This window comes from Mesorhizobium sp. BH1-1-4 (assembly GCF_020165665.1).
In the GTDB taxonomy this organism is placed as follows: Bacteria; Pseudomonadota; Alphaproteobacteria; order Rhizobiales; family Rhizobiaceae; genus Mesorhizobium.
In genome coordinates, this window is the sequence record NZ_JAIUIN010000037.1 from 21851 (window position 1) to 33311 (window position 11461).

Genomic DNA, 11461 nt, shown 5'->3' on the forward strand with positions numbered 1-11461 from the left:
AGCTCTCCCATGGCACGATTTTTCTTTGACACCGGCGATCGCGATTTGGTCTTGCTGGATGAGATAGGTGTCGAATGCGGTGGCCTCGAAGAGGTGCGCCGAGTCGGATTCGAAGGCCTTATCGATCTTACTAGAGACGCATTGAAAAGCGTTGACGGTCAGAAAGTGTTTGTAGAGGTGCGTGATGAAAATGGCGACAAAGTCCTGCGGCTAAGCCTCTCGCTTCAGATCATGTTGATGAGATGAATTCTGCCGACTTTCGCGGCACCGCCGATCAGCCCCTCCTCATCCAACCAGCTTCAGATGCCTATCGGACGGCATCCAGCGAGACGACGTATCTCGAAAGCCCCGAGCCGTAGGATCACGCAGTGCTCGGTCGCGTAGCATATCCCGGTGCAAGCGGGCGCGCGCTTTAATCTATGTAAGTGCGCCGGGTCAGTGACCGGATTAGTTGGGTCTGTGCGTGCCGAGGGACAATGCACCCTTGCTTCGCACGCAGCAGGACCCGGCAGATGACGGGTCCGAGCATCAGCCCGGAGCAAAACATGACGATTGTGGCTTCTTGGACCCTCCACCCCACCAGATCGGGCCGACACGAAACAGGGCCTATCGATCTTCAGGATAACTGCGATGACTGAACACCGTTCCGACCTCAACGCGTCCGGTCCGGTCCTTGCGGAGCAGACACAGCCCGCTACCTATCCTGGAAGTTTGTCTTTACCAGATTCTGGCGAACAGACGAACCTGGTGGACCTTGTTCCGGCATTGCGGGCATTCGCCCGTTCGCTCAGTGGCAGCATCGATGAAGCTGACAACCTTGTCCGAGAGACACTGATCAAGGGGATTGCAGATCTCGATGGTGTTGATGGAGGCCGCGTGAAGCCCTGGATCTTCGCCACCATGCGCAGGGCTTCCTTGGCCAGGCTTGAAGACACGGACTTACAAAGTCGAGGAAGGGCTAGTTGCTTGTCGGAACCTTTTGCCTCCGAGGCTCTGGAACAGATGGGAACCGGCCCCGGGATAGCACGTGCCATAGACCTCCTGGCGGATCAGGAGCGGCAGGCCATCGTCTTGGTTTGCATGCTCGGGCTGTCCTATGAAGACGCCGCCGACATCTGCGACTGCGACACAGCCACCATCAAGGGCCGGATACAGGATGCGAGGACAAGAATGGTTGTCCAGTCGGGTGTCCCCGCGGAAGCCACACCTGAACAATCGAATGGATGATGAGCAAAGCGCGGCAGTGTTCAAGGCAGAAATTCGAGCAAAAATTCGGAATGGCTGCCAGGCAGCCAATGCATCGCTCGCCCTGAGGTAGCCGATCGCTCAACCGCAGGTTTGTTGTGCATGGCAGGGAACCATGAGGGATCCGCCGAGTTCGACCCTCGGTCAAGCTCGGGTTCCCAAGATGGAAGAAATCGGCAAGGCGCAACAGAAGGCCATAGCCCGTCTCATACGTCAGTGGATCGCATCGGACGCCAGCCGTCGCCAGCTTCGCCAGTTGCTGGATCTGCCGACGGACGCGGACATGCCCCGCGAGCATCGGTCATTGCTCGACGAACTCGACCGAAAGCTCGACGAATAGGTGGTGCGTGCTGCTTGGACAACTCCCACAGGCATCCGGTTGCGGAGTCCGAAGGCCCTGCAACGGCAGCTCTCAGAGACGAGGCGAAAGCTCACCTGCCCAGCGGTTGTCGCGAAAGCTGTTCGAGCTCGTTCTCGTCCGTGATCCCGGCTTGGTAGTAAGCAAGGATGCGCGATGCGCGCCGTTCTCTCTCGGTTTCGGTCTCGTTTTTGAGGTTGCTGCGTCCAAGGACGCGGCTCAGGACCGCAAGTTCCGATGGGGTATAGGCATCCCTATGCATTGCATCCCGCCTCCGCGCCGCAAAATCCTGCAATAGGGATTCCCCGGCGCGCCCTAACGTCACACAGGACAGAATGTTCCATGGTTTTCATGAGTGAGAGATTCCCATCAGCGAGATGTGAGTTTCCCGGAGCTTGCTTTGCGCATTAAAGCAGAGAAACGGCGGTTATAATCTGCGACAGAAAGAAGGGTTTGGATCGGGATGGAAATCCGCCAGCGCCTCGGCGGCATTTCGCACGCCGACGACCTGGAAGCCGGCCTCCTCCAAAGCTGACTTGAGGTCGAGAAGGATCATCGTCTCATTTCCGACGATCGGAACAGCATCGCTCGTCCCGAAACTCTCAAGTCGCCGCCGCTACTACGATCTCGGCGTCAACTTGGTTCCATATGACAGGTATCGCCGGTGTCGGCTGAGTCCCGCCGCGACTTCGCGGCGGAGTCAGCGAAGCCCGACTCGGAGAACCGAGACGGGCTTCGCCAGCTTCGAAGGCCAAGACAATGAGGCAGGATTGTAGACCTGTCCCCGAACCTTGAAGTGCAGCGAATGTTCCCGGGTGGAGGCTCTTGTTGGGTTAGCCTCGGCGGCGGCCGCCTCCGACGCGGGCATCTTCGTTTCTGCTCAAGCTTTCTCCTGATCTTCAGAAGCTTGCTGGATTTCCGTCATCACCTGCCGGGGATCGACATTCTCGGCCAGTTGCGGCAGCTCCTCATCGGCTGGTGTCGAGACGTTCAGGCGCTCCGTCAAGGCAGCCACCATTTCGATGAGCCGCGTGGTTTCATGCTCGTTGAGAAGGCTGATCTGCAGATCCAGCTCCGCTCGGCGCTCGCTGTGTTCGGCCATTCTGTTCTGGTTGATCAGCACGAAAGTGGACAGGAAGATCGCCTCGACCGAGGCCACCATGGCCAGGATCACAAAGGTCGGGTCCCAAGCTGGAATGGCCGGTATCAGGCCTAGGTTAGCAAGGATCCAGGCGAGGAGAATTGCGAGGTGCAAATAGACAAAGGGCATGCTTCCCGCAAAGCGCGAAATGGCGCCGGCAATGCGCACCTGGACCCCCTGGTGTTCCTCCTGTTGTCGCCTGTGGTCGACCAAAGCCTGTATGTTCTGGTGAAGGATCGACTGCATGTCGGCGGGATGCTGATCGTTCATTTTAAAAGCCCGGTTTGGCGGCCAATATCATCCCAGCGCCGATCATCGCCGGCCTGGCACGCCCGGCGAGGCTGCATCGCCTGAATTCGCCGGCTCACGGCCGCCGGTCTCTTGAGACGAGGAGTGCCGTCCTGCAATCGTGTCCACCATGGCGATCACCGCCTCCGGGGCGCTCTGGTGAACCATATGGCCGGCGCCCTCAACGACATCGAGGAGGGACCCACCGACCTCCGAATGCAGGCGTCGTGCCTCCCCCTCAGCGTCGAACAGCCGGTCTCCAGACCCCGCCAGGATGCCCGTCGGGACGGCAATGTCCGTGTAGCTGGGCTTCCTTAGCAGGGCTGCCCCGAGCATCGATGCCGATTCCGAACACACCGCGCGCAGTTGGGAAGGGCGGCTGGCGACATCCTTTGCGAGAACGGCGAAGTCGGCAGCGACATCCGCCGGATGAAAGATCTTCTGCATCGCCCAAGGCCAGGCAAGCCTCACAAGCAACGGCAGCAAGGTGTGGCGAAACGCAGTGCCGACGACCGGGAGAGCCGGCAGGGCGGCCAGCGCAAGATCAAGCCGGGGCGGTGGATAGTAGTAGCCGGAGACCAGCACGATGCCGGCAACCGAAGGAGAATGCCTGCGCGCCAATTCGAGGGCTACCCAGGCGCCCCAGGAATGTCCAAGCACGAGATAGTTCTCGATGCCCAGCCTGCCGACGGCGGCATGTATGAGATCGGCTTGGTTACGGGCGGACCACCGGCCGCGCGACCGCGTGCTTCGACCGAAGCCCGGCCGATCAAATGCGAGTACCCGGTAGGTCTTTGCCGCCCGATCGAAGATACCGCTCGACTTGAAATCCTGCGCCATGGATCCGTTTCCATGCAACAAAATGAGCGGCATGCCGGTGCCGGCTTCGATAAAATGCAGGCGAAGACCTTCAATCTCCATGACATGGCCGTGCGCCCGGCCAACAAGCGCACGTTTGGCGCGGGCGTGATTGTACCCGGCAAGTGCCGACAATGCGGCGACGAGCAGCACGGTCGAGAGCTTCGGTCTGTCTCTGTGGAACGCCATGCACTGCCTGCCAGGAACTGTCTTGCTCGGTGCCTCGCCGCGCCCCAACCTTCGGAAGGGCAGCTTGTTCCGCTAGACAACGACACTGCCTATGGCAGGCTCAAACGGCTTGAAACGCGAACTCTCTGAGGCATCGGATGCGGCGATGGCAGCATGTTCAAACGCGATGGCCATCTGATTCAGCGCTTTTACAACGTTATCGATGGCGTCAGATCGTCGACGGAAGTCTGCTGGTGAGGTAGCTCTTCGCAACGTCGCGCCGACGGCCAAGGCGGTCCCTGCCCGCTGGCTGTTTTGCGGGCCGGCTTCCGAAACCTGGCGTCTGAAATACGAAAGCCCGCTACCCCACGTGGAGTAGCGGGCTAAGCCCGCAACGCGATCAACAGTGAATTCTCCACGCCTGAAAGGCGGTGGCTTCATGTTACGGCTTGAAACCGGATTGGTCCGCCCGTTGGCGGACAGGGTACCATTTCACGTCACCAACCTGTGCTGGCGCGCCCTAAAGGCATGTGATTTCCGTCGCCCTTACAATGACGTCGTCCTGTTCAAACTGGTCAGCGAGCTTCCCTTTCAATGTTTGCCAGAAGGCAGCGTCCAATGTTTCCGCCATGATCTCAAATAGCACCACCTCATCATGGCGAGTTGCCCCTGCTTCATCGTTCCAGGTGCCACTTGCCGGCGACCGCGTGTAGGCGGTGACCCCGCCGAACTTTTCGGTAAGTTGTTCCTGGAGGTGCTTGTAGACCTCGCGCGGAAAAGGATTTCCGAGATTATCGTTCAATGGGAGCAGGATCTCTATCAATACCATTTTGAGGCCTGTGTGGACTGGCCCACGCCGAACGCAGCCCGTCATGCCGACTTGCGGCGCTTGATCCCTTCACGAGCCAAGCTCTTCTTCAGAACGGATGCCAGGTCGACAACATTCTCTTCCGGACGCGGCGCCGCCTTGGGAGGCTTCTTGCCTTTCCGCTTCGCGTCGATCATTGCGATTAGCGCGTCCTCATAGGTGTCCTCAAACTTCGAGGGATCGAATTTGGTCACCTTCTTGTCGATCAGCAAGCTTGCGATTTCGAGAAGGTCCTCATCATACGTGGGACTCTTCAAATCGTCGAATACGGCTTTTTCCGAGGTCATCTCGTTGTGAGTACGAAGCTCGGTCAGCAGCATTCCCTTGCCGTACGGTTGGAGCACGACCTCGCGGCCACGCTGGTACAGAACCACGCAGGACCGCGCCGCGACGCGCTTCTTGGCCATGGCATCGCGGAGAACGGAAAAAGCTTCGATCGAGGCGCCATCGGCGGGAATGAGGTAATAGGGTTTCTCCAGGTAGCGCGTGTCGATGCTTGAGATGTCGACGAACTCACCCACCTCGAGGGTGTGTGCCGATGTCAGTTTGAGCTTCTTGATCTCCTCCGGCTCGACCTTGATGAAATCGTCCTTCTCGACTTCGTACCCCTTCACTTGATCTTCGCGCTCGACCCTGTCGCCAGTTCCCTCGTCAACGTAAGCGCTGTTGACCGGGAGGCCGTCTTTTCTGTTCAGAATTTTGAAGTGGATTTTCGACGCTTCGCTGGTCGCACTCACGAGTTTCACGCCGCAAGACACCGAACCGACCTTCAGAAAGCCTTTCCAGACCGCGCGGGGAGCCGCCATGTCCTTTTCTCCGCTCTTCAATCCTTCCGGTAGGCGCCGGGTTGCCGACCTGACCTGGGCGCCTTGGCGTCCTTAGAATGCTCCGCAACGGCCGGCCCGGCGCCGGACGTTTTCTGCGTGGCGGGGCTTGGTGTCGGCCGACACGACGAATTCTGACCATCAGATTGATGCGTCGTGTCTTCTACCTCACCAACTGGGCGAGCCAAGCCGCCACCGGCATCAGGAGGGTTGTTGCCGGCGGCATCTTGTGAGAATTCGCTTTGGTGGTCGCCTCCATCTTTGTTCGGGTATTTCGTGGCGCCGGTTTCGCGGCGGTTTTCATTTCCAGCCATGATCGATCCTCCCGAGGGATGATCATGAACTTGGTTCCGGTCAACAAAGTTCCCTGTTCGTCACGATGGCGTCCGAACGATCGAACGGGTCCCGTATCAAACATTGTGTTGAATGTTCTGAGGTACCGTGGCCGCCAGCCAAAAGCCGGCCATGAGGGCAGCACGAAGAACGCGATGATCTGCAAGGCATCGGCGATGCCTGCCATGCCGGTGACCAAGAAAAAGCCTGCCGACCGGAACCGACGTGCAGTTTTCACGGCCGTTGCCAAAAGATCAATGATTGGTGCCTGCATACTGCCATCTGATGATTGAACGTCCAGGCGTCTTGCTGGTGTCGAAGGTGTGTGCCGTGATCGTCCCGTCTGGCTTCAGACGACTGCCAAGAAAGGGAACCTCCTTTTGTGGGCGGGAGTTAGACGACGTATGCCGGCTTCGAGCCGCTGGCGTGGACAACGAAACAGATCTTTGGCACCAGCCTGTAAGACAACGAGGTCAGCAAGGCGACTTGCCCCTAGCTGTTGGACACGAGGTGCTGGGGCGCGGACGGCTGCTTCAACACATCAATGTGAGCTTGCCTCTTCATGCGGTTTCGCTCGGCGCTTAGAAGCTCTTCCTCGCCCGTAAGGCCGTTCAGGAAAAGCTTCAGGACATGGGACGCGAGTGTCTGTGCCTCCTGGCTTTTGAGCGGAATGCCCCTCTCTTTGCAGGCGGTCCGACAGACGCGGGCGAGCATTTCCAGTTCGCCGCACATGACGACTTGACCAGGAAACAACATGGCTTCCTCCATCTCTCAGATGTTGCATTGGCGCTGCAACATGACTCCGTCCTCCTTTTGTGTCGTTAAGAAATGATGGAGGTGGCGACTTGGTCCGCAATGGTACAGTCTTTCGTTGAACGTTCGTGCTTTTGAATGGTTGGAGACGCGGCAATCTTTCCCCCGAGACTGCCATAGAAGCTGGCAAGATTGGAAGTTCTCACGCTACGTCAGAATGGTATGCGCGCGCCTCTAGCTCGATCGAGCGCCGCTAGACCAGTCGGGGTGAAGGGCGGCACGGTCTCCCAACTATGCCAAGTCGCGGATGTAGGCGGGGTGGTACGAACGACAAACGCGGAACGCTGTACGAAAGTCACAACAATTTGTACATGTTATGACACACGCAATCGTACAGAGACTGGCATTGGGAATAGGAAAGGTCGAATGATAAATTCCTAATCTGTAGGTCACAGGTTCGATTCCTGTCGGGATCACCATACTTTTCAACTTTACGATGGCTACGTGCAGTAAGTCGGTCGGTCGACGCGGCCCGCTTCCTGCACCTCACTTGCCGATATAGGCGGCCAATTCGTCAGGCGTCCCCATCGGGAATGCCTGTTTGAGATAGTCGAGAAACGCGGACACCCGGGCGCTTAGCAGCCGCCTGGACGGGTAGAGGGTCCACAAGGTGATGTCGCCTCCCTCAACATCACCCCAATGCACCAGCGAGCCCTCGGTTATATCGTGGCTGACAAGCGACACGGGGAGGCGGCCGGCACCGACGCCTGCTCGCACCGCATCCCGGACCATGATCAGCGATGACAGAGCGAGGACCGGCTGGACCGCGATCGTTGCCCGGCCGGTGGGCGTCTTCACGGCCCAGGTCGGTTGATCGCCGGCCGAGCGCACGACCGCGGGAGCGGGGCGGTGTCCGGACGGCCGGGCAAGGTCAGCGCTTGCCACCACCACCAGCCGATCGCGCAGGAAGACTCGTCCGACGAGGCTGTCATCCGGATTCGGATTGACCCTGATCACCAGATCAAATCCCTCCTCGATCATGTCGACGGAACGATCTTCCGTCGAGACCTCGAGCCTCACTTCCGGATATTTCAGCGCGAACCCGGCGGCGATCTTTCCCATCGCGGTCTGCGAAAAAACCAGTGGCGCGCTGATCCGCAACCTGCCTCGCGGCTTCTCACCACCCGAGGCGATCGCCACAGCAGTCTCATCGAGCTCGGTAAGCAAGCGACCCGCACGCTCATATAAAGCGCGCCCTTCCTCAGTCAGCTTGAGCGTGCGTGCGCCGCGTTCGAACAGGCGCAGGCCAAGGCTGGCCTCGAGATCCGCGACCCGACGCGACAGCGTCGCCTTCGGGCGGGCGGCGGCGCGCGCCGCGCGCCCAAAGCCGCCGTGGCGCGCCACGGTGACGAAATCAGCGAGAGCAAGCAAATCCATGCGTTCCACCAGTGATACGTTGTGTCCAAAATTCGCATCTATTGGTCCATGTGTGAACCACTCATATTCGGGTCGTCAAGCAACCCAACCCGGAGAAAACAACCATGACAATCCTCGTTACCGGAGCCACTGGCCGTGTCGGCCGCCAAGTCGTCCAGCAACTCGTCAAGCGCGGCGCCGATGTGCGCGTCCTAGTTCGCGACACGTCGAAGGCTGATTTTCCGGCCGTTGTAGAGGTCGTGCAAGGTGAACTGCTCGATATCGGATCCCTGCGCAAAGCGTTTGCCGGCGTCAACACGCTGTTCCTGCTCAACGCGGTGTCGGGGGACGAATTCACCCAGGCGCTCATCACCCTGAACATTGCCCGAGAGTCAGGCGTCGATCGGGTTGTCTACCTGTCGGTGATCCACAGCGATCACTTCGTCAACGTTCCGCATTTCGCGGTGAAGGCCGGCGCGGAGCGGATGATCGAACAGATGGGTTTCAGCGCCACGATCCTGCGCCCGGCCTACTTCATCGACAATGACCTCATGATCAAGGACGTCATCTTCAACCATGGCGTCTATCCGATGCCGATCGGAGCCAAGGGCATCGCCATGGTCGACGCCCGCGACATTGCCGAGGTCGCGGCTATCGAACTGATCCGTCGTGACCTGGCCCCAGGCAAGCTCCCGATCGAAATCATCAATCTGGTCGGCCCCGATACGCTGACTGGTTCGGATGTAGCCACGATCTGGTCGGATGTCCTGGGTCGTCCGGTTGCCTATGGCGGTGATGATCCGGCCGGCTTCGAGCAGAATCTGGCGAAAATCATGCCCACATGGATGGCCTATGAGATGCGCCTGATGGCGGAGCGTTATGTCACCGACGGGATGCTTCCAAAGGCCGGCGACGTCGAGCGTTTGACAGAAATCCTGGGCCGCCCGTTGCACTCATACCGCGACTTCGCGACTGAGCTTGCCGCATCATGACCGTCAACCTGGGACTGCCTCTTGCGAGGCGCCCCCCCTTCCGAGGTAGCTATCATGCAAAATTCCCAAACCGATAACGGCCCCAATGCCCGACCCAGGATATTGCTCCTTGGAGCGACCGGCGGCACCGGTCGCCTGATCGTAGGTCAGGCGCAAGAGAGAGGCTACGATGTCACCGTGCTCGTGCGCTCTCCCGAAAAGGCGGGCGATCTCCAGGGCGCAAAGCTCATCGTGGGAGATGCCCGCGATGAGGAGGTCCTGCGGCAAGCGCTAAAGGGCCGCGACGCCGTCATCAGCGCGCTTGGCACTCCCGCTAGCCCATTTCGCGAGGTGACCCTCCTCTCGTCCGCGACGCGGACGCTCGTGACCGCAATGAAGGCCGAAAACGTCTCCCGCCTTGTCGCCATCACGGGCCTGGGCGCCGGAGACAGCGCGGGCCATGGCGGCTTTCTGTTCGACAACCTGGTTTTCCCGCTGCTTTTGCGCAAGGTCTATGCCGACAAGAACCGTCAGGAAGCTATCGTCAGGGACAGCGGTCTCGACTGGGTTCTCGTTCGCCCCTCCGTGCTCAACGACAAGCCCAGCCGAGAGACGATCCGCGCGCTCACCGATCTCTCAGGTTTCCATGGCGGAACCATATCGCGAGCAAACGTTGCCAGCTTTGTCTTGGACCAGGTGCGCAACGACACATGGCTGCATCGTTCCCCGTTGATAACCTGGTGAACGCCATTCGGCGTGCGATCGGTCGTGGTCCCTCTGCCGAGATGACCACGGCCGCCAGACCGCCTCAGCCAACCTTGACCACGAAATGCTTGGTCACCGGCTCGATGATCTTCCAGGTGCCCTTGAAGTCGGCTTCCACCACGAAGGCGTCGCCAGGACCGACTTCGACCGGGGTGCCGCCATCGGGCGTGATGATGATGCGGCCGGCGATCATGTGCACGAATTCATAGTCGGTGTAGGTCGCATGATAAGTGCCCGGCGACGCCCGCCACGTGCCCGATATCACCTTACCATCCGCGGTCGTATGTTGGACGGCGGTCTGCATGGTCGGCTGGCCCTCGACCGCGATCCAGCCAGGCAGATCGCCGGCTTCCGCGTGCTCGACCGCGCCGAATTTGAGGATGGTCTTGTTCGTCATGCCGGGCTCCGTTTGCTTCATGTGTCGCAGAGGTCGGATAGCCGATGCACTTGACGGGAGCAATGCCGTGCAAAGCGAAACAGGCGCGGCCGCGCATCCGGGCAGACCGCCGGCTACCCGCGCCGACCTCGAGTTGCTAAGGCTTGTGCGGCGCCGAGACGAGTTCAGCCTTGCGTTGCGCCGTCTCCAGCCCGAGGCCGATGAAAGCGCGCGCGTGCTTGGCGAGCGCCTTGTTGTCGGTCCACAGATTGCGCCAGATCGCGGTCTTTTTCGACAGGTTCTCGTCGACGATCTCCGAGGAGAAGGATTCGAAGCTGAGATCGTCGGCGTAACCGATCGCGGTCAGTGCATCGAAAATCGCCGCGAAATCGATATTGCCGGTGCCGAGAAAGCCGCGGTGGCTCTCGCCGATATGGACATAGCCGATCTTGGCCGCGGCATGGCGGATGGCGAGCCCCACATCGGCCTCTTCGATGTTCATGTGGAAGGTGTCGAGATGCAGGAAGATGTTGTCCGAACCGGTGTCCTCTATGAAGGCCAACCCTTGCGCTGATGTGTTGAGCAGGTTGCTTTCGAAGCGGTTGACGATTTCGAGATTGAGCGTGACGCCGGCGGCCTTCGCGGTTTCGGCGACCTCGGCCAATGTCCCGGCGCTGCGGTTCCACTGATCGCGCGTCGGCGCCTCGACCTGCAGGCCATGGCTGGTCGAAAGAATGCCGGCCACCTTGCGGCCGCCAAGGTCGCGCGTCAGCGCGATGGTGTCGTTGAGAATCTCGACGCCGCGCGCCGCAATCGCCTTGTCGGCGCTCGATATGTCGCCGTCGGCTGGCAATCCGATGCTGATCGCCACACCGAGGCCAAGGTCGGCGATACGCTTGGCAAGCCCGCCAATGTCGACATTGGCGGGATCGAGATAGGAGAATTCGATCAGGCCGAAACCGGCCTCCCTGGTGCTGGCCAGCGTGCGTTCGAGTTCGCTCTGCGCCGAGCTTGCCGACCAGACGAAAGAATGGATTCCGATGCGCGACATGATCGTCTCCGGTATACAGAAGTGAGAAAGGCGGGGGGGGGGGGGG

15 protein-coding genes are annotated in these 11461 nt (G+C 59.9%); 5 read left to right on the forward strand and 10 right to left on the reverse strand.

The genetic code is table 11. From position 1 onward, the window contains the following. Window positions 1-9: 9 nt before the first annotated feature. The 3 genes from LB569_RS30770 to LB569_RS30780 all read left to right on the forward strand — a co-directional run bounded on the left by LB569_RS30770 (window position 10) and on the right by LB569_RS30780 (window position 1585). Complete coding sequence (locus LB569_RS30770) at window positions 10-246, forward strand: DUF6894 family protein (protein ID WP_140708247.1); 237 nt, start codon at window positions 10-12, stop codon at window positions 244-246. A gap of 384 nt (window positions 247-630) precedes the next feature. Further along, on the forward strand, window positions 631-1227 hold the full coding sequence (locus LB569_RS30775; RefSeq protein ID WP_224695271.1) for a sigma factor-like helix-turn-helix DNA-binding protein: 597 nt from the start codon (window positions 631-633) through the stop codon (window positions 1225-1227). A 181-nt stretch (window positions 1228-1408) separates the two neighbouring features. Continuing rightward, window positions 1409-1585 (forward strand): hypothetical protein, encoded by a 177-nt coding sequence (locus tag LB569_RS30780; protein ID WP_157163632.1) that lies wholly within the window; start codon window positions 1409-1411, stop codon window positions 1583-1585. A 445-nt stretch (window positions 1586-2030) separates the two neighbouring features. Here LB569_RS30780 and LB569_RS31890 read toward each other — a convergent pair whose 3' ends face one another. The 8 genes from LB569_RS31890 to LB569_RS30820 all read right to left on the reverse strand — a co-directional run bounded on the left by LB569_RS31890 (window position 2031) and on the right by LB569_RS30820 (window position 8273). Further along, window positions 2031-2159, reverse strand: a complete 129-nt coding sequence (locus LB569_RS31890) for a hypothetical protein (protein ID WP_263579837.1) — start codon at window positions 2157-2159, stop codon at window positions 2031-2033. 324 nt (window positions 2160-2483) lie between these two features. Next, entirely contained in the window at window positions 2484-3014 is a 531-nt protein-coding gene (locus LB569_RS30790; RefSeq protein WP_224695273.1) for a DUF1003 domain-containing protein, read from the reverse strand. A gap of 42 nt (window positions 3015-3056) precedes the next feature. Next, entirely contained in the window at window positions 3057-4043 is a 987-nt protein-coding gene (locus LB569_RS30795; RefSeq protein ID WP_224695274.1) for an alpha/beta fold hydrolase, read from the reverse strand. Window positions 4044-4578: 535 nt separating this feature from the next. Next, window positions 4579-4887 (reverse strand): hypothetical protein, encoded by a 309-nt coding sequence (locus LB569_RS30800; protein ID WP_140708237.1) that lies wholly within the window; start codon window positions 4885-4887, stop codon window positions 4579-4581. Between the two features lie 41 nt (window positions 4888-4928). Then, a complete protein-coding gene (locus tag LB569_RS30805; RefSeq protein WP_224695275.1) occupies window positions 4929-5732 on the reverse strand; it encodes a Ku protein in 804 nt (267 codons plus the stop codon). Window positions 5733-5913: 181 nt separating this feature from the next. Beyond that, window positions 5914-6357, reverse strand: a complete 444-nt coding sequence (locus tag LB569_RS30810; RefSeq protein WP_224695276.1) for a hypothetical protein — start codon at window positions 6355-6357, stop codon at window positions 5914-5916. Window positions 6358-6575: 218 nt separating this feature from the next. Continuing rightward, window positions 6576-6839, reverse strand: a complete 264-nt coding sequence (locus tag LB569_RS30815; RefSeq protein ID WP_224695277.1) for a hypothetical protein — start codon at window positions 6837-6839, stop codon at window positions 6576-6578. A 543-nt stretch (window positions 6840-7382) separates the two neighbouring features. Next, complete coding sequence (locus LB569_RS30820) at window positions 7383-8273, reverse strand: LysR family transcriptional regulator (RefSeq protein WP_224695282.1); 891 nt, start codon at window positions 8271-8273, stop codon at window positions 7383-7385. Window positions 8274-8377: 104 nt separating this feature from the next. On the opposite strand from LB569_RS30820, the gene LB569_RS30825 reads away from it, so the two are divergent. Next, entirely contained in the window at window positions 8378-9244 is an 867-nt protein-coding gene (locus LB569_RS30825; protein ID WP_224695278.1) for an SDR family oxidoreductase, read from the forward strand. Between the two features lie 54 nt (window positions 9245-9298). Next, window positions 9299-9967 (forward strand): NAD(P)-dependent oxidoreductase, encoded by a 669-nt coding sequence (locus tag LB569_RS30830; RefSeq protein ID WP_224695279.1) that lies wholly within the window; start codon window positions 9299-9301, stop codon window positions 9965-9967. A 64-nt stretch (window positions 9968-10031) separates the two neighbouring features. Here LB569_RS30830 and LB569_RS30835 read toward each other — a convergent pair whose 3' ends face one another. Both LB569_RS30835 and LB569_RS30840 read right to left on the reverse strand, forming a co-directional pair. Further along, window positions 10032-10385 carry a cupin domain-containing protein gene (locus LB569_RS30835; RefSeq protein WP_140708223.1) on the reverse strand — a complete coding sequence of 118 codons (354 nt, stop codon included), beginning with the start codon at window positions 10383-10385 and terminating at the stop codon, window positions 10032-10034. A 136-nt stretch (window positions 10386-10521) separates the two neighbouring features. Then, the gene (locus tag LB569_RS30840) at window positions 10522-11415 is read right to left on the reverse strand and encodes a sugar phosphate isomerase/epimerase family protein (protein WP_224540296.1); all 894 of its coding nucleotides are present in this window, start codon (window positions 11413-11415) and stop codon (window positions 10522-10524) included. Window positions 11416-11461 lie beyond the last annotated feature (46 nt).

Bases quoted from the DNA above. Each gene is read 5' to 3' on its own strand.
- LB569_RS30775 (WP_224695271.1), top strand. From the start codon at position 631: ATGACTGAACACCGTTCCGACCTCAACGCGTCCGGTCCGGTCCTTGCG.
- LB569_RS30790 (WP_224695273.1), bottom strand. From the start codon at position 3,014: ATGAACGATCAGCATCCCGCCGACATGCAGTCGATCCTTCACCAGAAC.
- LB569_RS31890 (WP_263579837.1), bottom strand. From the start codon at position 2,159: ATGATCCTTCTCGACCTCAAGTCAGCTTTGGAGGAGGCCGGCTTCCAG.
- LB569_RS30815 (WP_224695277.1), bottom strand. From the start codon at position 6,839: ATGTTGTTTCCTGGTCAAGTCGTCATGTGCGGCGAACTGGAAATGCTC.
- LB569_RS30825 (WP_224695278.1), top strand. From the start codon at position 8,378: ATGACAATCCTCGTTACCGGAGCCACTGGCCGTGTCGGCCGCCAAGTC.
- LB569_RS30830 (WP_224695279.1), top strand. From the start codon at position 9,299: ATGCAAAATTCCCAAACCGATAACGGCCCCAATGCCCGACCCAGGATA.
- LB569_RS30820 (WP_224695282.1), bottom strand. From the start codon at position 8,273: ATGGATTTGCTTGCTCTCGCTGATTTCGTCACCGTGGCGCGCCACGGC.
- LB569_RS30835 (WP_140708223.1), bottom strand. From the start codon at position 10,385: ATGACGAACAAGACCATCCTCAAATTCGGCGCGGTCGAGCACGCGGAA.
- LB569_RS30780 (WP_157163632.1), top strand. From the start codon at position 1,409: ATGGAAGAAATCGGCAAGGCGCAACAGAAGGCCATAGCCCGTCTCATA.
- LB569_RS30770 (WP_140708247.1), top strand. From the start codon at position 10: ATGGCACGATTTTTCTTTGACACCGGCGATCGCGATTTGGTCTTGCTG.
- LB569_RS30800 (WP_140708237.1), bottom strand. From the start codon at position 4,887: ATGGTATTGATAGAGATCCTGCTCCCATTGAACGATAATCTCGGAAAT.
- LB569_RS30840 (WP_224540296.1), bottom strand. From the start codon at position 11,415: ATGTCGCGCATCGGAATCCATTCTTTCGTCTGGTCGGCAAGCTCGGCG.
- LB569_RS30805 (WP_224695275.1), bottom strand. From the start codon at position 5,732: ATGGCGGCTCCCCGCGCGGTCTGGAAAGGCTTTCTGAAGGTCGGTTCG.
- LB569_RS30810 (WP_224695276.1), bottom strand. From the start codon at position 6,357: ATGCAGGCACCAATCATTGATCTTTTGGCAACGGCCGTGAAAACTGCA.